This is a genomic window from Paractinoplanes abujensis (genome assembly GCF_014204895.1).
GTDB classification, from domain to species: domain Bacteria; phylum Actinomycetota; class Actinomycetes; order Mycobacteriales; family Micromonosporaceae; genus Actinoplanes; species Actinoplanes abujensis.
Genome location: NZ_JACHMF010000001.1, coordinates 1,758,516 through 1,777,697 on the forward strand (window position 1 = coordinate 1,758,516; position 19,182 = coordinate 1,777,697).

Annotated in this window: 21 protein-coding genes; 10 read left to right on the plus strand and 11 right to left on the minus strand. The window is 72.6% G+C overall.

Annotation, left to right across the window (positions count from 1 at the left end; translation table 11 throughout):
* The first annotated feature begins 582 nt into the window (after positions 1-582).
* Genes BKA14_RS07505 through BKA14_RS07515 form a run of 3 tightly spaced genes read left to right on the plus strand, consistent with a single transcriptional unit; the run spans position 583 to position 3,634 of the window.
* Entirely contained in the window at positions 583-1,608 is a 1,026-nt protein-coding gene (locus BKA14_RS07505) for an alanine racemase (protein ID WP_184950182.1), read from the plus strand.
* A gap of 37 nt (positions 1,609-1,645) precedes the next feature.
* Positions 1,646-2,368: a GNAT family N-acetyltransferase gene (locus tag BKA14_RS07510; protein ID WP_184950183.1), complete on the plus strand. Its 723-nt coding sequence runs from the start codon at positions 1,646-1,648 to the stop codon at positions 2,366-2,368.
* A 9-nt stretch (positions 2,369-2,377) separates the two neighbouring features.
* Positions 2,378-3,634 (plus strand): alpha/beta fold hydrolase, encoded by a 1,257-nt coding sequence (locus tag BKA14_RS07515; protein WP_184950184.1) that lies wholly within the window; start codon positions 2,378-2,380, stop codon positions 3,632-3,634.
* On the opposite strand, the gene BKA14_RS07520 is transcribed toward BKA14_RS07515, so the two are convergent.
* From BKA14_RS07520 to def, 3 genes are all read right to left on the minus strand, one after another.
* Entirely contained in the window at positions 3,620-3,946 is a 327-nt protein-coding gene (locus BKA14_RS07520) for a winged helix-turn-helix domain-containing protein (RefSeq protein ID WP_184950185.1), read from the minus strand. The two genes, BKA14_RS07515 and BKA14_RS07520, sit on opposite strands and share 15 nt — an antisense overlap.
* Positions 3,943-4,437 (minus strand): hypothetical protein, encoded by a 495-nt coding sequence (locus BKA14_RS07525; protein ID WP_184950186.1) that lies wholly within the window; start codon positions 4,435-4,437, stop codon positions 3,943-3,945. Before BKA14_RS07525 ends, BKA14_RS07520 begins: the two co-directional genes overlap by 4 nt.
* A gap of 82 nt (positions 4,438-4,519) precedes the next feature.
* Positions 4,520-5,053 carry a peptide deformylase gene (gene def / locus BKA14_RS07530; protein WP_184950187.1) on the minus strand — a complete coding sequence of 178 codons (534 nt, stop codon included), beginning with the start codon at positions 5,051-5,053 and terminating at the stop codon, positions 4,520-4,522.
* 105 nt (positions 5,054-5,158) lie between these two features.
* Between def and BKA14_RS07535 the strand changes: the two genes are divergently transcribed.
* The 3 genes from BKA14_RS07535 to BKA14_RS07545 all read left to right on the plus strand — a co-directional run bounded on the left by BKA14_RS07535 (position 5,159) and on the right by BKA14_RS07545 (position 6,380).
* Complete coding sequence (locus BKA14_RS07535) at positions 5,159-5,362, plus strand: hypothetical protein (RefSeq protein ID WP_184950188.1); 204 nt, start codon at positions 5,159-5,161, stop codon at positions 5,360-5,362.
* A gap of 101 nt (positions 5,363-5,463) precedes the next feature.
* Positions 5,464-5,814, plus strand: coding sequence for a nuclear transport factor 2 family protein (locus BKA14_RS07540; protein ID WP_184950189.1), 351 nt, complete (start codon positions 5,464-5,466; stop codon positions 5,812-5,814).
* Positions 5,811-6,380 (plus strand): winged helix DNA-binding protein, encoded by a 570-nt coding sequence (locus tag BKA14_RS07545; RefSeq protein ID WP_184950190.1) that lies wholly within the window; start codon positions 5,811-5,813, stop codon positions 6,378-6,380. Before BKA14_RS07540 ends, BKA14_RS07545 begins: the two co-directional genes overlap by 4 nt.
* Here BKA14_RS07545 and BKA14_RS07550 read toward each other — a convergent pair.
* Entirely contained in the window at positions 6,370-7,086 is a 717-nt protein-coding gene (locus BKA14_RS07550; protein ID WP_184950191.1) for a hypothetical protein, read from the minus strand. The two genes, BKA14_RS07545 and BKA14_RS07550, sit on opposite strands and share 11 nt — an antisense overlap.
* Positions 7,083-7,859: a hypothetical protein gene (locus BKA14_RS07555; RefSeq protein ID WP_184950192.1), complete on the minus strand. Its 777-nt coding sequence runs from the start codon at positions 7,857-7,859 to the stop codon at positions 7,083-7,085. Before BKA14_RS07555 ends, BKA14_RS07550 begins: the two co-directional genes overlap by 4 nt.
* Positions 7,860-7,945: 86 nt before the next feature.
* On the opposite strand from BKA14_RS07555, the gene BKA14_RS07560 reads away from it, so the two are divergent.
* Complete coding sequence (locus BKA14_RS07560) at positions 7,946-9,307, plus strand: dihydrolipoyl dehydrogenase family protein (RefSeq protein WP_184950193.1); 1,362 nt, start codon at positions 7,946-7,948, stop codon at positions 9,305-9,307.
* Between the two features lie 12 nt (positions 9,308-9,319).
* On the opposite strand, the gene BKA14_RS07565 is transcribed toward BKA14_RS07560, so the two are convergent.
* Positions 9,320-10,054, minus strand: a complete 735-nt coding sequence (locus BKA14_RS07565; protein ID WP_239092411.1) for a DUF3152 domain-containing protein — start codon at positions 10,052-10,054, stop codon at positions 9,320-9,322.
* Positions 10,055-10,142: 88 nt separating this feature from the next.
* Positions 10,143-11,627: an ATP-binding cassette domain-containing protein gene (locus tag BKA14_RS07570; protein ID WP_184950194.1), complete on the minus strand. Its 1,485-nt coding sequence runs from the start codon at positions 11,625-11,627 to the stop codon at positions 10,143-10,145.
* Between the two features lie 274 nt (positions 11,628-11,901).
* On the opposite strand from BKA14_RS07570, the gene BKA14_RS07575 reads away from it, so the two are divergent.
* Both BKA14_RS07575 and BKA14_RS07580 read left to right on the plus strand, forming a co-directional pair.
* A complete protein-coding gene (locus BKA14_RS07575) occupies positions 11,902-13,311 on the plus strand; it encodes an alpha/beta hydrolase (RefSeq protein ID WP_184950195.1) in 1,410 nt (469 codons plus the stop codon).
* Between the two features lie 54 nt (positions 13,312-13,365).
* Positions 13,366-14,463: a DICT sensory domain-containing protein gene (locus BKA14_RS07580; RefSeq protein ID WP_239092410.1), complete on the plus strand. Its 1,098-nt coding sequence runs from the start codon at positions 13,366-13,368 to the stop codon at positions 14,461-14,463.
* 27 nt (positions 14,464-14,490) lie between these two features.
* Here the strand turns inward: BKA14_RS07580 and BKA14_RS07585 are convergent, their stop codons facing one another.
* Positions 14,491-15,096 carry a GNAT family N-acetyltransferase gene (locus tag BKA14_RS07585; RefSeq protein ID WP_184950196.1) on the minus strand — a complete coding sequence of 202 codons (606 nt, stop codon included), beginning with the start codon at positions 15,094-15,096 and terminating at the stop codon, positions 14,491-14,493.
* Between the two features lie 237 nt (positions 15,097-15,333).
* Between BKA14_RS07585 and BKA14_RS07590 the strand changes: the two genes are divergently transcribed.
* On the plus strand, positions 15,334-17,217 hold the full coding sequence (locus tag BKA14_RS07590; protein ID WP_239092409.1) for an ABC transporter ATP-binding protein: 1,884 nt from the start codon (positions 15,334-15,336) through the stop codon (positions 17,215-17,217).
* Between the two features lie 13 nt (positions 17,218-17,230).
* Here the strand turns inward: BKA14_RS07590 and BKA14_RS07595 are convergent, their stop codons facing one another.
* From BKA14_RS07595 to BKA14_RS07605, 3 genes are all read right to left on the minus strand, one after another.
* Complete coding sequence (locus BKA14_RS07595) at positions 17,231-17,410, minus strand: antitoxin (protein WP_184950198.1); 180 nt, start codon at positions 17,408-17,410, stop codon at positions 17,231-17,233.
* A 62-nt stretch (positions 17,411-17,472) separates the two neighbouring features.
* On the minus strand, positions 17,473-17,814 hold the full coding sequence (locus tag BKA14_RS07600) for a DUF4387 domain-containing protein (protein WP_184950199.1): 342 nt from the start codon (positions 17,812-17,814) through the stop codon (positions 17,473-17,475).
* A complete protein-coding gene (locus tag BKA14_RS07605; RefSeq protein ID WP_184950200.1) occupies positions 17,807-19,168 on the minus strand; it encodes an acyclic terpene utilization AtuA family protein in 1,362 nt (453 codons plus the stop codon). Before BKA14_RS07605 ends, BKA14_RS07600 begins: the two co-directional genes overlap by 8 nt.
* Between the last annotated feature and the right edge of the window lie 14 nt (positions 19,169-19,182).

Here is a 19,182-nt window from a genome sequence, read left to right on the forward strand (position 1 = left end):
CCGGCTTGCATAACTCGACCCGCTCACCGCCTGCGGGCCCGGCTTGCGCGACTTGGCCCGCCGTCCGCGTAACTTGCCTGTTCAGCACGACTTGATCAGCCCGTCGGACAGCCTCAGTTGTCGCCCGTCCCGAAGGAGCAACCAGCCTCCTAGGACGTTCTAGGGGTTGGCCGCTGAGCGGAGTCAAATGTCCAAGCCCTGTGCCAAGCGGTCCGCACAGTCGGGAATCGCTTGGCGCGGAAGCCGTCTCCTAACCGCCGCTGCCCCGGCCTGCCCCGCGTCGTGCTGACCCACCGCGCTGCCCCGACCGAGCGCCGCGTTCCCCTGGTTCCGCCGCGCCGTACCTAAGACAGCTCTGCGGCCGGCCGCTTCGGACCCACAAGTAACCCAGCCTCCTAGGATGCTGTGGCCGACGTGACGGAGCGTGGGTGGGCCGGGTGCGACCGATGGTGAGCACCGGCGGAGGGGTTGTGCAGGTCGCGGCGTCGGACGCACGGTCAGCGCGTTGTTCGGTGCGGGAGGGCCGGCCGTGGCGGGCGCCACGTGCGCGATCATGAAGGTTGCGCTGAGGGGAGTGGTGTCGTGCTGGAGACGCCGTACGTGGCTGTGGATGTTGATGTGCTCGATCGGAACGTGGCGGCGATGGCGGCCGCCGCGCGTGGGCGGGGGCTTGCGTTGCGACCGCATGCCAAGACGCACAAGTGTCTGGAGATCGCTCGGCGGCAGGTCGACTACGGCGCCGCCGGGTTGACTGTGGCCACTGTTCGTGAGGCGGAAGTCTTCGCGGGTGGTGGCTTCGACGATCTGTTCCTCGCGTACCCGATCTGGCCGTCGCCGGGGCGGGCCGGGCGGCTGCGGAAACTGGCCGAGCGTGTCGCCCTGCGCGTCGGCGTGGACTCCGTGGAGAGCGCCGAGGCGTTGGCCCGGGCTGTGGGTCCGCTCGACGTGCTGGTCGAGCTGGACAGTGGGCATCATCGCAGCGGGGTGCAGCCGGGCGACGCCGCGCGGGTGGCTGAGGCGGCCGAGCGGGCGGGGCATCGCGTACGGGGAATCTTCACGTTCCCGGGGCACGGGTACGGGCCGGGGCTGCAGCAGCAGGCCGCCCTGGACGAGGCCGCGGCCCTGTCCGCGGCCGGCGCGGGGGCCGAGGTGCGCAGTGGTGGCTCGACCCCGACGGCGGCGCTTGCCGAGACCGGGCCGTTGACCGAGATCCGGCCGGGCGTCTACGTCTTCGGGGACGCCCAGCAGGTCGAGCTGGGCACCTGCGGCTGGGACGACGTGGCGCTCACGGTGGTGGCGACGGTTGTCAGCCGTACGGGGAATCGGGTGATCGTGGATGCCGGGTCCAAGGTGCTCGGGGCCGATCGGCTGGCCTGGGCCACCGGGTTCGGGCGCCTGCCGGAGCACCCGGAGGCGCGGATCGTCGCCCTCTCCGAGCATCACGCCACTGTCGAGTTCCCCGACGAGCCCCCGGCCCGCGGCGACGTGCTGCGGGTGGCTCCGAATCATGTCTGCACCGTGGTGAACCTGGCCGACGAGCTGGTCGTCGTGCGGGGCGGGGCCGAGGTCGACCGCTGGCGGGTGGCTGCCCGTGGCGCGAACACCTGACGGCGGCGGCCGTGCCGGGCCGCTATAACGTGGCCTGGTGACATCGCCGTATCGTTCCGAGATCCGCCTGCGCCTCGACGACGCCGCTGCCCAGCGTGATGTGATCGCGCTCGGTTATCGCCGGGAGGGTATCGCGCGTGGCGCGGGGCCGGACCGTGAGGACATGGTCGTGTGGGCGCGGCTCGAGGACGACCCGGAGGGTCCGGCGCCGCGGGTGCTGCCCGACCTGCCGGGCGGGGAGCTGACCGACGGCGTGATCCGGGTCCGGCCGTTGCACCCGGACGACCTGGCGGGCTGGATCGAGTTGCGCAGCCTGCCCGAGGTGGTGGCGACGTCGGTGCCGCCGGCCGCCCCGCCGCGGGAGGAGGTCGAGCGCCATTTCGCGTACGCGGAAAGTCGTTGGCTGGCCGGGGAGATGGCCGCCATGAGCATTCTGGACGCGCGCAGCGGCCGGTTCGCGGGGCAGATCGCGCTGTACTACTTCCAGCCGCACCTGCGGGAGGGCATGCTCGGTTACGGCGTGTTGCCGGCGTTCCGGGGGCGGGGCTACGCGCGGCGGGCGGTTCAGCTGGTCACGAAGTGGGCGTTCAACGAGGCCCGGTTGCAGCGGGTGGTGGCCGGCTCGGCGGTCGACAATCTGGCGTCGCAGAAGACGTTGCAGGCGGCCGGGTTCGAGATCGAGGGCAAGCAGCTGGGCATCCTGCCCGGTCCCAACGGGGGACGCATCGACGCGGTGCTATATGTCAGACGGCGGCTCTAGTCTGACGGCATGATTGCTCACCCGGGGGTTCGTTTCGCCGACCACACCGTCACCGTGCCGCTCGACCATCGGGATCCGGGCGGTGAGACGATCGAGGTGTTCGCGCGCGAGGTCGTCGCAGCCGATCGGGCCGGGGAGGATTTGCCCTGGTTGTTGTTCCTGCAGGGTGGGCCGGGAGGCAAGTCGCCGCGGCCGTTGCGGGCCGAGAGCTGGATCGGCCGGGCCGTGCGCACTCATCGGGTGTTACTGCTCGACCAGCGCGGCACGGGCCGCAGCACGCCGCTCAATGCGAACACGGTCGGCGGGCGTTCGGCCGAGGAGCTGGCCGACTATGTGAAGTTGTTCCGCGCCGACAGCATTGTGGGCGACGCCGAGGTCCTGCGGGAGCGGGTGGCCGGCGGCGCCCGGTGGGACACGCTCGGCCAGAGCTACGGCGGCTTCGTGACGATGAGCTATTTGTCGTTCGCGCCGCAGGGCTTGCGCACGTGTTACGTCACCGGCGGGCTGCCCGGGCTGACCGCGACGGCCGACGAGGTCTACGCGCGGACATATCCCCGGGTGGCCGCCAAGAACGCCGAGTTCTGCCGCGACTTCCCGCAGGATCGCGCGGCCGTGCGGCGCATAGCCGATCACCTTGCGTCGGCCGACGTCCGGCTGCCCGACGGGGACCGGCTGACGCCCGAGCGCTTCCGCACGCTCGGTGAGAGCTTCGGCATGAGTTACGGCTACTCGTACGTGCATTGGCTGCTCGACGAGGCCTGGCACGGCGACCAGCTTTCCGCCACTTTCCTGTACGAGGTGATGGCACACACCGGGTTCGTGGACAAGCCGCTTTTCGCGTTGCAGGAATACTGTTGCGGCCAGGGCGGGGCCACCGGCTGGGCCGCCGCCCGGGCACTGGCGGAGCGGCCCGAGTTCGCCGCCGACGCCGATCCTCTGCTGTTCACCGGCGAGATGATGTTCCCCTGGATGTTCGAGCAGATCGCCGCGTTGCGGCCGTTCGCCGGGGCGGCCGGCATCCTGGCCGACACCGGCGACTGGCCGGCGCTCTACGACCGGCAGCGGCTGGCGTCCAATGAGGTGCCGGTGGTGGCGGCGGTCTACGCCGACGACATGTATGTCGACGCCGGGCTGTCGCTGGAGACCGCGGCCGCCGTGGGCAACGTGCGCACGTGGGTCACCAACGAGCACGAGCACGACGGCCTGCGGACGTCGGGGGACGCCGTGCTCGGTCACCTCTTCGAGATGGCTTCAGGGTTGCGCTGACTCGGGGATGACGGCGAGGCCGGAGCGGGCCACGATCTGCTGCAGGGCGGCGATGTGGCCGGCGAAGGCCTGCTGCCCGTGCGGGCTGAGCCGGACGGAGGTGCGGGCTCGTTTGCCGATGAAAGCCTTGCGGATGTCGACGTAGCCGGCCTCTTCGAGCGTCGTGAGCTGTTTCGACAGGGCCGAGTCGGTGAGCCCGACCTGGTCGCGCAGAAACTTGAACTCGGCCCACTCGGTGGCGGTCAGCAGGCTGACGATGGACAGCCGGGTGGGTGCGTGGATGAGGTCGTCGAAGCGCGGCTCGACGCTCATCGCGGCCCGGCCAGGGGGCGGCCGGGCGGCCCGGCCAGGGGGCGGCCGAGCATGACCCGGCGCAGGTAGGCCATCAGGGCCGGACCGCCGAAGGCCAGCCCGGCCGCGACGGGAACGCAGGCCAGGGTGGCGGGGGCGGGCACGCCCAGGGCGTCCAGCGACAGGCCCAGCCCGATCCCGAGGCCGACCAGGGCCAGCGTGAAGACGGCGATGGCGGCCGCACCGTGCGCGCCGATCAGGGTGTTGCGGACCTGCACGCGGGAGCGGCGCAGCAGCGCGACGATCAGGCCGGCCAGGCCGAGCGAGTAGGCGACCGAGCCGGTGGCGACGAGCCACGGGCGGCCGGTTTCGACGGCGGCCACGAACAACAGCATCAGCGCGCCGATGGAGGGCCAGAACCAGCCGGGGACCAGGTTGGCGTCGACCACTTGGGCGCGGCGGGCCCGGACTTCGGCCAGGGCCAGTTCCGCGTCGATCGGTGGAATCTCCATGTACTTCCCCCTCGGGCCTGCACTTGCCTGTCAGGAAAGTATGCCGCTCACTTTCCTGACAGGCAAGTGGTTTCCCAACGGTTCAGTGCGGGCTGGTCTTGAAGGTGGCGTCGGCCCACGCGGCCTCGCTCAAGGTGGCCAGGAGGCGTTCCTGACCCGCCTCGTCCTGCCGGTCGATGAACAGCACGCCGTCGAGGTGGTCGGTCTCGTGCTGGATGCACCGCGCGAGCAGCCCGGCCCCGACGATCTGGACCGGGTCGCCGTGCTTGGTCAGGCCGCGGGCGACCACGTTCATCCGCCGCTTGGTGTCCAGGTAGATGCCCGGGATCGACAGGCAGCCCTCCGGGCCGTACTGATCGTCGTCGTCGGGGAACTCCAGACCCGGGTTGATCAGGTGATCGAGGCGGGTGTCGTTGCCCGGCAGGTCGGGATTGATCGCGAACAGGCGCAGGCTCACCCCGATCTGCGGGGCGGCCAGCCCGGCGCCGCGCGACTGCTCCAGGGTCTGGCTCAGGTCGCCGACCAGTTTGTGCAACTCGGCATCAAAAACGGTCACCGGCTCGGCCACGCGGCGCAGCACCGGGTCGCCGACCTTCCGGATGTCCAACACAGTCATGCCCCGGACGGTACTCGCGTCCAGCCACTGGGATCGGGCGTCGCGGGCGGCGCGTTTGGCGATCAAATGGCGCTCTGCCTTCCGCCGCCCGACGACAGGTGCCGCATGCCGCACGGGAACGACCACGCCTGGCCGGCGCGCACCGCGCCGGGCGCCGCCGGTCACCGCCGTCTCCGCCCGGCGGCGCCGCGCCTCCGCGTCTGCCCGGCCCCGCTGCGCCGCCGCCACGGGTCCCGGCTCGCCACGCGCCGTTCCCCGCGCTGCCGGGAAGCCGCCCTGCGTCTGTTCCTGCGCGAGCCCGCCCGCTAGACAGGGCGGCGGCCGCCCGCACCCGACTACCCCGCTGCGCAGACGTGTGTGGTGCCGTTGGTGCCGGTCCAGGATGTATGCGAATCGCATATAGTTGTGCCATGGAGGCGCAGGCAGCGATCGATGAATGGCATGCGAGTGTGAACTCCGGTGACCTCGCCCGGGCGGCGCAAGCGGTCACCGACCCGGTCGTCGTCCAGGGCCCGCAGGGTGCTGCCGAGCTCACTCCGGCCCAGTTCGCCGGGTGGGTCGAGCGCTCCGGCATCCGCCTCGAACCCCGCGCGTGGCATCCGATCGGCGCCGGCGTGCTGGTCGTCGAGCAGGACGCGACCTGGCCGGGCAGCACCGGCCCGGCCCGCGTGGCGACCGTCTTCCGGGTGCGCGACGGCAAGGTGGCCGCGGCGCTGCGCTGTCCCGACCTGCGGACCGCCCTCGATCAGGCCGCCGCGTGACCGGGCCGGGGCAGGTCCTGTTCGCGTTCGTGCGGCACTGGTCCCGCCGGACCGGCCCGCCGGAGCAAAACCGGGCCGGCCCGTCGGAGCAGAGCCGGGGCGGCCCGTCGGAGCAGAGCCGGGGCGAGCCGCCGGAGCCGCTGGGGCAGGCGCAGGGGCCCCTGGGGCAGGCGCAGGGGCAGGGACGGGGCGGGCAGGCCGGGCAGGCCGAGCAGGGGCGGCTGGTTCTGGTCACCGAGGCCGTGCTCGCTCTGCGGCAGCGGGGCCGGGCGGCCACCGTCAACGCCGTCGCCGACGAGATCGGGATCGACCAGAGCGGCGCCTCCCGCCTGATCAGGAGTGCGATCGAAGCCGGTCATCTGGGCCCGGCCGCCGACGGTGGTGGGGACGGGCGGCGGCGGCCGGTCACGGTCACCGCGGCCGGGCACGAGATGCTCGCGCACGCCCACGAGTGGCAGGAGCGGGTGTTCGACCGGCTCACCGAGGGCTGGCCGGCCCGGCGCCGGCGGGACTTTCAGCAGGCCATGAGCGAGTTGATGGAACGCTCGCACACGGTCAGAGGGTGAGCTGCCGGCACGCGTGCTCGTAGCGCCAGGCCCAGTCGTCCACCGTGTCGGTGGCCATGCGGAAGAGCAGTGCGCGGGCGACCGCGGGCACGCTCACGCCGGCGTCGCGCAGCAGCGTGCCGGGCGCGTCGTGCCAGGCCAGGGCGTCGGCGACGACAACCCCTTCCGCGTACGAGGGTGGCCGCCAGTAGGGCGAGACGTCGATGATCGCCGGGGGCAGCCCGTCGGCCACGAGCACGTTGCGGGTCAGGTCACAGTGGACGATCTGAGACGCTCCGAGCGGTTCCAGCGCGGCCGTCAGGCGGGCGGCGATCGGGGCGAAGGCGGGCAGCCAGCGCGGCGGCCGCTCGCCCCACGCGATCCGGTCGGCGACCGCCCAGCGGTCGGTGCGGGCCGCCCACGACGGCTGCCGGGGCAGGTGCGCGACGGCCCGGTGGAACGCGCGCCCGGCCTCGATCACGGCCACGAAATCGGACGTCTCGGCGCCTTCCAGCCAGCGGGTCGCCGACCACCCGCCGTGCGCGCCGCACGACCGGGCCAGCCGGAAGCCGGCTGGGACCACGTCGCGCAGCCAGTCACCGGGCGGCGGTTCGGGCTTGAGCACCAGGTCGCCCGCCCGCCACGACGTGCCCTGCCCGCCTTCGAGCGGCGTCACCGGGCCGCCCGCCACACCGAACGCGCGCAGCACGGGCGCGGGCGGCCTCACGGGCGGGCGGCGTTGCGGGCGCGGGCCAACGCCTGCCGTCCCTGCTTGTTGCGCCCGTACGCCACCAGCGCCACCGCCTCGGCCAGCGCCTGCCGGGTCTCTTCGTCGTGGCGGGGCCCGTCGGGCTCGGACAGCCACTGCTCGGGACGGAACGTACGGGTCAGCTTCACCTGCACGTCGCCGAAGTAGTGCCAGACCGTGCGGCTCAGCGACACGTTGAGCACCGACCGCGACGGCAGCTCGCGGGGCCACGTCACGTCCTGCTGCCACCGGTACGCGTTCGGGCTGGGTTTGCGCTCCGCGGTGACCCCGACGAAGCGCAGCTTGCGCCGGATCACCGGCCACGGCTCGCGCTCCTCGTCGACCCAGTCGCGCAGCAGCTCGTACAGCTGGGTGAACGTCGAACCCTCGTGCACCACGTCGACGAACGTGATCGGCCGGTCGCGGCGCGCCAGCCTGCGCGGGGTGACCCCGGCCGCCGCCAGCAGCTCGCGGGCCGCGGCCGTCTCGGCGTGGGTGAGCCGGCGCCGGCCCCGCCGGAACGACAGCGGCAACCGGTGCAGCCCGCCGTCGAGTGCCCCGCCGAGCAGGTCGAACATCGAGTCGAGGGAACGCCCGACGAACACCAGGTCACCGCCGCCGGAACGGGCCAGCACCGTGCCGGCGCACTCCACGAGCTGGTCGAGGAAGAACAGGGCCGGCCGCCGGGTGCCGCCCAGCAGCGACCCGAGCTGGTCGGGCGTCACGAGGTCCCACCGGTAGGGCGCGGTCACGGCGGAAAGCGTGCCAGCCGGTGCCGCCCGGCACAATCGAGATACGCCGGCCCACCGGCGGCGGGTGATGGGCAATCATGGGGGACATGCAGAGTTTCGACGTGGTGGTGGTGGGCGCCGGGCCCGGTGGCGAGGTCGCGGCGGGGCGGCTGGCCGAGGCGGGCCTCAGCGTGGCGGTCGTGGAAGGTGACCATGTCGGCGGGGAGTGCTCGTTCTATGCGTGCATCCCGTCCAAGGCCCTCCTGCGCCCCGGTGAGCTGCTGGAGGAGGCGCGGCACGTGCCCGGCGTGGCCGAGGCCGTGACCGGTTCGCTCGACGTGGCGGCGGTGCTGCGCCGGCGCGACGAGCTGATCAACAACGAGGACGACAGCGGCCAGGTGCCGTGGCTGCTCGAGCGCGGCATCACGCTGGTGCGCGGCTGGGGCCGGCTGACGGGGGAGAAGCAGGTCACGGTGGGCGACGAGGTCCTCCAGGCCCGCCGGGCGGTCGTGCTGGCCGGTGGCACCCGGGCCGCCCTGCCCGACGTGGAGGGCCTGGCCGCGGCCGACCCGTGGACCAACCGGGAGGCGACCACGGCCAAGGACATCCCGGCGTCGCTGGTCGTCATCGGCGCGGGTGTGGTCGGCTCCGAGATGGCCCAGGCGTACGTGTCGCTGGGCGCGCGCGTCACGCTGATCGCCGGGCGTGGGGTGCTGACCCGCGAGGAGGACTTCGCCGGCGAGCAGGTGGCCGCGCGGCTGACCGAGCAGGGCGTCGACGTACGGGTGGGGCAGCGGCCCCAGGCCGTGCGGCGCGACGCGGACGGCGTGACGGTGACCCTGACCGACGGCAGCACCGTGACCGCCGACGAGATCCTGGTCGCCACCGGCCGTACGCCGCAATCGGTTGACCTCGGTCTGGACGCCGTCGGCGTCAAGGCGGACGGCTACGTCGAGGTCGACCAGCACATGCGGGTGCCCGGGCAGGACTGGCTGTACGTGATCGGCGACCTCAACGGGCGGGCCCCGTTCACGCACATGGCCAAATACCAGGCGGCCATCGCGTCCGGCGAGATCCTCGGCAAGCCCATGGTGATCGACCACCTGGCCGACGGTCCCGGCGCGCCCCGCGTCATCTTCACGTCGCCGCAGGTCGCCGCGGTCGGGCACACCACCGCCAGCGCGCGGGCGGCCGGGCTGAACGTCCGCGTGATCGACGTGCCCACCGACGGCAACGCGGGCGGCTCCTACTCCGGCGGCGTGGTCGGGACCACCCGTTTCCTGGTCGACGAGGACCGCGGCGTGCTGGTCGGCGTCACGGTCACCGGCACCCAGGTGGCCGACTTCCTGCAGGCCGCGACCATCGCCATCGTCGGCGAGGTGCCGATCAGCCGCCTGCGCCACGCGATCCCGTCGTTCCCCACGCGTTCGGAGATCTGGCTCTACTTCTTCAACAACCTCGGCATCTGAGCCGTAGATGAGTCAGTACTGCCCGGACGGTCCTCGGTAGAGTTCGCCGTCCGGGTAGGGCCACGGGTTCTGCGTGCACCCGTGCAGGCCCAAGGTCTGCTGCAGCATGACGGGGCCCCTCTCGCCCTTGCCGGGGCACAGTTCGTGGCCGTGGCCGAGCCGGTGCCCCACCTCATGGTTGACCATGTATTGCCGGTAACCGCGCAGATTGTTCCGGTAACCCGGCACCCCACCGGCCCAGCGCGCCACGTTGAGCACGACCTTGGCCCCGTTACGGCACGACGTGTACCCGTCCGACGCATCCGCGCACAACTCGCCGCGCGTCCCCGGGGTGGCGAGGTAGAGGGTGAAGTCGTATCTGTCGCCCGGCCCGACCCGCCGGAACCGCCAGTCGCCGCCGCCGGTCCACCCGCGCGGGTCGGCCAGGGTCGCCCCGGCCGCCGCCGCGAACCCGGCCACCGACACGCCCCTGATCTCGCGTTCCACTACCACGCGGTAACGCATCAGCCGCCCCCGCGTGCCCACGATCTCCGCGGAGGCGGCCGCGGTGACCCACCGCCCGCTCCCACGCCGCGGAAACGTGATCTTCGTGGGGCGCGGCTTGACCGGCGGGCTGCTGACCACGAGGGCGGGCCCGCCGGTGACCGGCGGCGGCGCCGGCGCCGGGGTGGCCGCGGTGGTGCCGCACCCGGCCAGTAACCCGCCCAGGAGCGCCGCCGCCATCCACCCGTACGTTCGCATCGTCATGCCATCCCTCCGAACGACATGACGTGCCGACCGGTAACCCCCCGTTGCGTCGTGCCAGAAACGTCACACCTCGACGGCCGAGGTGGGCTCAGGCGCGGCGGCCTCCGTCGAGGACCAGCCGGGGCCAGGCTGACAGGTCCGCCAGCATCTGGCGGTCGTGGGTGGCGATCACGACGGCGGCCGGGGTGGTGGCCAGGGACGCGGTCAGGTCGTCGACCAGGCCGGCCGACAAGTGGTTGGTCGGTTCGTCGAGCAGGAGCACGTCGGGCCGGCCGTCGAGGACCTCCTCCAGGTGGTGGCGCCGGTGCTGGCCGGGGGACATGCGGGCGGCCGCCGTGAAGACCTCCTGGGCCAGGTAGCCGACCGTCGCCCCGGAGAGTCGCCGCACCGAGCCCGTCGCCGGTGTCAGCGTGCCCGCCAGGACGGCCAGGAACGTGGATTTGCCGGCGCCGTTGGGGCCGGTCACCAGCAGGCGGTCGCCGCCGGTCAGACGCAGCCCGTACGGGGTCGGCAGGCGGCCGGTGACGGTGATGTCCTGCGCGTCCAGCAGCGGCACACCGGGACGGGTGTCGCTGTCGGGCCACCGCAGCGGGCGCGGCGGCTTCGGCACCGTGATCCGGTGCGCTGCCAAGGCCTCCTGGCGGCGTTTGACGGCCTGCACGATGCCGGGCGCCCGGCTTTGCCGCTTGTGCCGGCCGGTGCCCTTGTCGGGGCGCCAGCTCGTGCTCAACCGCCCGCGGGCTTCCTCGGCCGCGCCGGTCAGCCGCTGATGTTCGGCCACCTGGTTGTCGTACTCCTGCTGCCACTGCTGCCGTTCCCGCCGTTTGGCCTGCTGCCAGCGGGCATAGCCACCCGCGTACAGGCGGGGCCGGCCGTCGGGGGTGGGGTCGAGGTCGAGGAACTCGGCGGCCACGTCGCGCAGCAGCGCCCGGTCGTGCGTGACGACCAGGACGCCGCCGGGGTGGTGCCGCAGCCGCTCGGTCAGGAACGTGAGCCCGGCCGCGTCGAGGTGGTTGGTCGGCTCGTCCAGCAGCAGCAGGTCGTGGTGCGCGCCGAGCACACAGGCCAGCCGTACGCGGTAACGCTGGCCCACCGACAGCGTGTCCAGCCGCCGGGCCCGGTCGGTGCACGCGTCGAGCGCTTCCAGGGCCACGTCGACGCGCCGCTGCGCGTCCCACGCGTCCAGCCGGGTGGCCGTGTCGAGTGCCTTCTCGTACGAGCCGGGGTCTTCTTCGATCGTCGCCAGTGCCGCGTCGAGGCCGGCCAGGGCGTGCAGCGAGGGCTGGAGGGCCTGGTCGACGAGGGTGCCGACGGTCTCGCCGGCTTCGGCGGGCAGGGCCTGCTCGGCCACGCCGATCGTGCCCGCGCGGTGCACGCGGCCCTCATCGGGTGGGGCCAGCCCGGCCAGCACCCGCAGCAGGGTCGTCTTGCCGCTGCCGTTGCGGCCGACCACGGCCAGGCGGGAGCGGGCCGACACGGTGACGTCGACGCCGTCGAGGACGACGCGGTCGCCCCGCACGACGCGCACGGCCTCAGCCCGTACGTGGGAATGGGTGTTCTCGAGAATGGTCACGGGTCTGCTCTCGGCTCGTCTGGTGAGCCGGGCAGCGCTGATCGGCACCGCCCGGACAGGAACGCCAGGACGGCGGTGCAGAAGCTGTGGACAGAAAGTGAGCTCCAGCCGCCGTCAGCGGCCGGAACGCAACCTCATCGAGGCGATGCCGGTGAACATGGCGGCAAGGTTAGCCGACAGCCCGCGGCGGCGCCGGTGATTATCCGGCGGGCCGGTTGTGAAGACCTCGCGCAGATCCCGGTCGATCGACGGCGGTGACGATACGGTCCGGGGCGTGAGATTCGCCCGGCGGTGGTTGCCGTCCCTGCTCGCGCTGATCGCTGTGACCGTCGGCGGCCTGCTGCTGAGCCGTTTCCCGGACGCCGAGCACGTGGTGGTCGACGGGGTGCCGCTCGAGGTGATGCGGCCCGGCGGTTCCCCGTCCGGGCCCGGTGTGGTGGTGGCGCACGGGTTCGCAGGCTCGGCCCGGTTGATGCGGCAGTTCGGCGACACCCTGGTCGCGCGCGGCTACACCGTGGTCCTGCCCGACTTCGACGGTCACGGCGCGAGCACCCGCGAACCGGTCGACCTGCAGCACGACCTGGACGTGGCGGTGACCTACCTGCGGTCGCTGCCGGGTGTCGACGCGTCGCGGATCGCGCTGGTGGGGCATTCGATGGGCGCGACCGCGGTGACGGCCTACGCCGTCGCCCACCCCGAGATCACCGCCACCGTGGCCCTTTCCCTGCCCGGCGCCGGCCAGGTGACGCCGGCCCGGCCGGCCCGCCTGCTCCTGCTGGTGGGGCAGCTCGAGTTCCCCGGCTTCCACCGGAGCGTCACGCAGGCCATGCGGGGCGCGGGCAGTGACCGGCGGTCCGCCAGCGTCGCCGCCACCGAGCACATCTCGATCCTGTACGCGGCCCGGGCGCACCGGCTGACCGCGGACTGGATCGACGCCGCGTTCGGGCGTGCCGCCGCCGCGACCGAGCCACCGTCCCCGCTGCGCCGGCTGGCCTCGGCCGGCCTGCTGATGCTGGGCCTGCTGGCCGGGTTCCCCGCCGTCGTCCGGCTGCTGCTGGGCCGGCCGAGCCGGTTGCCGCCCCACCCCGCCGCCGCTCCGGGCCGCGCCGCCGTAGTCGTCGTGGCCGCTGCGATACCGGCGGTGTTCGTCGCGCCGCTGCTCCCGACGAACCGCCTGGAACTCGGCGGCTACGCGGGCGGCTTCGCCGCGCTGATGGGCGTCGCGATCCTGGCCTGCCTGCGCCGCGTCCGCTCCCCGGGCGGTGGGTCGCGCCCGCTGCTCGTGGCACTGCTGGTGATCCCGTACGCCGCGGCTGCGATCGCCGTGCCGCTGCAGCTCGGCTTCACCCAGGCCGTCCCGGTCGGCCCCCGCTGGTGGCTGCTGCTCGTCGTGTGGCTCGGTTTCGCCCTGCTGGCCTACGCCACCGGCCTGCTGTCGGGCCGCTTGCGGGGCGACCTGCTCGTGGCCGTGGTAGCGGTGTGCGCCCTGACCGCGGGCTCCGTGGCCGGGCTGGCCTCCGGCTTCCTGGTGCTGGTGGTGCCGCTGCTGGCCGTGCTGATGGTGATCCAGGCCGGGCTGTCGGCGGCGCTGCGGTGCGGCGGCGCGCCGCAGTGGCTGGTCGCCCTGACCGGCTCGATCCTGGTGGCCTGGCCGATCGCGACGACGCTGCCGATCGCCGTCTGACCGTGCCGCCGCGGCCGGCATGCGTGCCATCGATGACATGCGTACGCTGCGGCGGTGCCCGATGTCGCGGTTGACCGCCTGTACACCAAGAGAACGCTCGTCGTGGCGTCGCACGCCATCGAGCAGGCGGCGCTGGCTGCCGCCGAGGACGGCCCGCTGGTCGTGATCGCGCTGTTCCAGCGGATGCCCTATTTCGACCGGGAACGCGCGGTCTATGAACGCATCGCCGGGCTGGCCGCGGTCACGGTGGTGGGCGTGGTCGCCGACCAGCCGCCGGAGCTGCCGGCGCGGGCCCATCCGGTGCTGCTCGACGACAAGGAGGAACTCGCGCGGGAGTGGACGGTCGTCGTCCTGACGCCGCGCTTCGGGGCCCTCCTGGTCGCGCACGACCAGGAGCAGATCGACGGTACGGCCGGCACCATCGAAAGTGGCCGTCTGTTCAGCGGCCGGGTCGACCACCGGCGCGATGCGGCTTTGCACGAGGTGCTGCGTCTGCGGACCCAATTGGCGGACCGGCTGCCGGCCGGCGCGGTCAGCGCGCTCGATGCCGTGGTAGCGCGCGTCCGGGAGCTGCCGGCCACGCCCGGCGAGGCCCGCACGGACGCCCTGTTGCGGGCGCTGCTCGCGCAGTCGGCCCGCGACAACGATCGGCTCAACGCCCGGCGACTGCAGGCGCGGACCGCCCGGCCGGGAGCCGGCGACGATCCGCTGACCTCCCCGCAGGAGACGCAACGATGGTCCGGCGGGTCCGGCGTGACCGCGCCGGGGGTGCTGGCGGTGGCACTGCTGGCGGTGCGGATCGGCAATCCCACCGGCACCGCCGGCACGGTCGGGCGCACGGCCGCGCGGCATGACGAAACGGTGATCAACCTGCTGGTCTCGAGGCTGCGGCCGGCCGACCGGGCGAGCCGGGTCGGGCAGGGCGAGTTCCTGCTGTATCTGCCGGCCCTCACCTACGACGAGGCGGTCGCGTTCGCTTATCGGATCGGCGCGGACTTCGCCGAGGCCTCGCAGCGCAACGCCTTTCTCTCGGCCGCGGTGCACGTGGCGCTGACGGTGACCCGGCACCGGCCGCTGCCGGTCGACAAGGTCCGGGAGGCCCTGCAATGGGCGGTCACCGAAGGCGTGCCGGTCGCCACCATCGACGGCTGATGCCGCCGGGTCCGCAGCCGGTGGGCGTCAGGACGCCTGGAGCAGGGACCAGTCGGCGCGGGTGGTGAAGCCGAGCCGCTCGAAGAACGGCACCGTCTCGTGGGCGGCGTGCAGATACGCCGTGTGCGCGCCGGCCAGCGCGCCGCGCCGCAGGATCGTCTCGGTGAGCACGCGCGCGTACCCCTGCCGCCGGAACGCCGGGATCGTCGCGACGTTGGCGATGCCGAGATGTCCGTCGGTGAGCAGGCCGACGCCGGCTGCGACGGCCGTGCCGTTGTGGGTCTCGGCCACGTAGGCCCCGATCCGGGGGTTGGCGAGGACCTCGGCGGTGTAGAGAGCGGCCACGGCGGCAGGGGCGACGTCGAACGCGCGGCCCGTGATGTCGGCGAACGTTTCGTACTCGTCGCTGGCCAGGCGGCGTACGAGGGCCAGGTCGGCCGGCACCGAACCGGTCGAGTGGCGCCCGTCGAGGCCGGCGACCATGAAGATCTGCTGCTCGGTGCAGCCCAGCCCGGTGGCGGCGGAGCGCTGGCGGGGACGGCTGCGCAAGTGGGAGCGGCGGCGTGAAGAAGTGAGCATTTCCACGGCGGCCTGGTGGGCGCGCGCCGAGGATCGGGTCGTGTCGCGGTGCATGGGGGACCTTCAAAGGGATCGAACAGCGTCTTACATCTCGGGAAGGTTATCTCGCGTCCGGGATTTTGCCCCGTCCGTGTTGCCGGTTCTTTGCGAGCTCACGTGACGATCGCCACGCTCCGGTAAGTCGCACACCGTGTCCGTATCGATGTGCCTAACTCCTTCGGGTAGGCGACAGAACGCCGCCCAGCGGCGAGTGTGGAGGGTAACTCGCTGACTACTTGGAGTGAGGTGCCCGTGAGCGTCACGGAGGAGACGGTCCTTCCGGAACTACGCAATGCCTGGTGGGAGCACGGGTATCGACGCCGCGCGGAGACAGGCGTATTCGGTGTCTTCGCGGAGCTGCCCCAGTTCGTGCGGCAGGCGGTGGCCGTCGCGTGGCGGGCCGACAAGGTGCGCACGTCGCTGGTCGGGCTGGCCACCGTCGCGGCCGGGGCGATGGCCACGTTCGGGCTGCTCTCGACCCAGCGGGTGCTGGTCGAGCTGTTCGGGGCCGGGCCCACACCGGAGCGGGTCGAGGCCGCGCTGCCCGCGCTGGCCGTGCTGGCGGCGGTCACTGCCGTACGCGGCGGGCTGGGCATCGCCACCGGCTACGCCCAGAACGGGCTGACACCACGCGTCAACCAGGAAGCCGAGCGCCGGTTGTTCGAGACGACCACCGCCGTACGGCTGGACGCCTTCGACGCCGACGCCTTCGCGGACGACATGGAACGGGCCACGCGGGGCAGCGACGCCGCCAACGGGCTGGTGTCGGACACCACCAACCTGCTGGCCGGGGCCGTGGGCCTGATCGCGGTGGCCGTGGCTGTCGTCGTGATCAACCCGTTGCTGCTGCTCGCACTGCTCGTCGCCACCTTGCCCAACGGCTACGCGGCCCTGCGCGCGGGTCACCTGCGGTACGCGAACTTCCTGGCCGGGTCCGTGCGCCGCCGGCGGTTGTTCGTGCTCCAGCGGCAGATGGCCGAACGGGAATCAGCGCCGGAGCTCAGGACGTACGGGCTCCGGCGTTTCCTCCTCGGACAGTACGACATGGTCATGGACGCGCAGACCGCCACCGAACTGACGCTGGCCCGGCGGGTCACGACGACGATGAGCGTGGGCGCGGTGATCAGCGGGATCGGGCTGGGCGGGGTGTGGGTGCTGCTCGGGGTGCTGCTCGCGGGCGGGCACATCCCGCTGTCGGCCGCGGTCACCTGCGTCGTGGCGGTGCAGGCGGCCCAGCGTTCGCTCACGACGGTCACCATGCAGCTCGACCACATGTTCACCGACGGGCAGTTCTTCAAGGAGTACGTGGGCTTCCTCGAACGGGCCCGGCAGTACATCCCGGACGACGAGCCCGACGGGCAGCCCGCCCCGCCGCCGCTGCGCCGCCTGGACATCACCGGTGTCAGCCTGCGCTACCCGGACCGGGACTCGCCGGCCGTCGACGACGTCACGATCAGCATCGAGGCCGGGCAGACGGTCGCGTTCGTCGGCGAGAACGGCTCAGGCAAGTCGACGCTGGCCGCGATGATCGCCGCGCTGCGGTCGCCGAGCGAAGGCGCGATCGAGTGGAACGGCCGGCCGCTGCCCGAGTGGGACCGCGACGGGCTGCGCGGGCGGATCGCGGTCGTCCTGCAGGAACATCACAAGTGGCCCTACACCGCGGCCACCAACATCGCGATGGGCGACCTGGACACCGACGTCGAACAGGCCCGTATCGAGACCGCCGCGCGCAAGGCGGCCGCGCACGAGACGATCCTGTCGCTGCCCCACGGCTACCGCACACTGCTCGACCGTACGTTCAAGGAAGGCCACGACCTCTCCGGCGGCCAGTGGCAGCGGATCACCGCCGCGCGTGGCTTCTACCGCGACGCCGACCTGCTCATCATGGACGAGCCGTCGTCGGCGCTCGACCCCCGCGCCGAGGACGCCCTGTTCCAGGCGATCCGCGGCCGCCACGGCCGGCACACCACGATCCTGATCACGCACCGGCTGGCCAACGTCATCCACGCCGACCAGATCTTCGTGCTGCACGAGGGTGAACTGGTCGAGCGGGGCAGCCACGCCGACCTGATGGCGGCCGGCGGCCGGTACGCGGAGCTGTTCCGCATCCAGGCCGCCGGCTACCGATCGGAGTGAGATCAGCCCCGGGTCACTGCTGGCTGTCGCCCGCGCCCGTGCGCTTCTGCGCCTCGTCCTGGGCCCGGTCGACCTGTGACGTGTACTTGTCACCGGTGCGCTGGTCGACCTGGTCGCCCGCCTTCTCGATACCCTGGTCGACCTGCTCGTCGTGCTTGTCGGCGAAGTCCTTGGCCTTGTCCATGAAGCCCATGACGTGCCTCCCTCTCGCTGTCTCGCTGTCTCGCTGTGGAACCAACACGTATTGGCTTCCCGCTACGAACCGGGGGAAACACTTTGTGGTGCCAGCGGGTACAGGGCCAGCGGCACGTGGTGCTGGCCCGCGTGGATGTCACGGTCGCGCAGGCTGCCCTGGGGGACCGGACGGGGGAACGAGATCTTGACGACGTTCAGCGACGGGATGCGGAAGATCTGGATCGTGCCGGCCGGTACGCCGTACAGGCGCGCGATCACCGCCGCGTCCAGGTAGCCGGGGTCGGCCACCACGGCGTAGCCGTCGGCGTCGCGCATGAACAACTCCATGGTCACCCAGAACGGGCCGGCGTTCTTGGAGCGGACCTCGAGGGCGAGGTCGGCGATCGTACGGGGATCAGGCATCCTCGGCCTCCGGCAGGGTGACACGGAACAGGCTGGTGGGGGAGTCGACCTCGACGACGTGGTGGAGCGCGAACTCGTAGACGGGGCCGCGCTCGGTCTCGGCCGGTGACGTGGCGAAGGCCAGGCTGGGCAAGTAGTCCATGTCGGGCGTGGGCAGGTGCAGCAGCAGCGGGTTGGCCACCTTGGCCACCGCGGTGGCCGTCCGCTGGTCGGCCGCGTGCACGAGCAGCATCACGCCCACCTCGCGGGGCGGGCCCCGGTCGGGCTCGATCTCGTCGAGGATCGCGTTGTGGCCGTACAGGCGCAGGTCGAACTCGTAGTCGCCGTCGCCCAGGCCCAGCGTGCGGCCGACCCACTCGCCGATCATCTTGCGCATCAGCGCGGCCCAGGTGTCGATCTGGCCCAGGATGTGCGGGTCGCGGATCGCGGTGAACGACATCGTCTCGTACCCGGTGATCCGCGCACCCTCGAGCTTGATCGTGTGCTGCTCGGCGGGCTCGAAGCGGGAACCCTCCACCCGTACGCGCCGGTGGTCGAGCGCCCGGTAGGTCGCGTCGGACACCACGATCGTGCCCGCGGGCTCGCGCATCGTGAACGGGTTGACCGTCTCGTACAGCATGTGCGCGGCAACGGACGTGGGTGTGCAGGCGTTGTCCGGGTCGAGCGGTTCGATCGTGAAACCGTCGTGGTCGATCGTCGCCAGCACCCCGCCCGCCCGCGGGTTCGTCGTGCACTGCCCGCCGCACTCGACGATCTTCGCGGCGTGCCAGATCGGGCCGGCCGGCAGACCCTTCATCATCGGATAGGCGGCGGCGATCGCGGTGTCCGTGGCCCGGCCGGCCAGCACCACGTCGGCCCCCGCCTCGAGCGCGGCCACGATCGGCTCGTGGCCCATCATGCCGACGATGTGGGTGCAGCTGTCCAGCACCGGCGGGTCGAGCTCACCGGCGGGCGGCAACGGACGGATACGGCCGATTTGCTGGCGCAGAACTGCCGGTTGTTGTTCGCTGTAAACGGTCGCGACGCGCAGGTTCAACCCCTCCGCGGCCCGGATCTCGCGGACGATCCCGGCCACCCAGTCGACGCCGGAATCGGTGCCGCTGGTGCCGCACGAGCCCACGATCAGCGGGATCCGGGCCTCGGCGGCCGCCCGCAGCAACAACCGCAGATCGGCCGCCACGGCCGCCGCCGCGGTCTTGGCCGTGCCCGAGCCCAGGTAGTACGGCCCGGAGTCGGTCGACCCGCCGTCGACGGCGATGACGTCGGCGCCCAGTTCGATGCCGCGGGCGACTGTCGCGGCCGGGAAACCGGCGCCCAGCATGCCGACCGGCGCGAGAATGCGTACCTCGTTCATGGTTGTCCTCGATT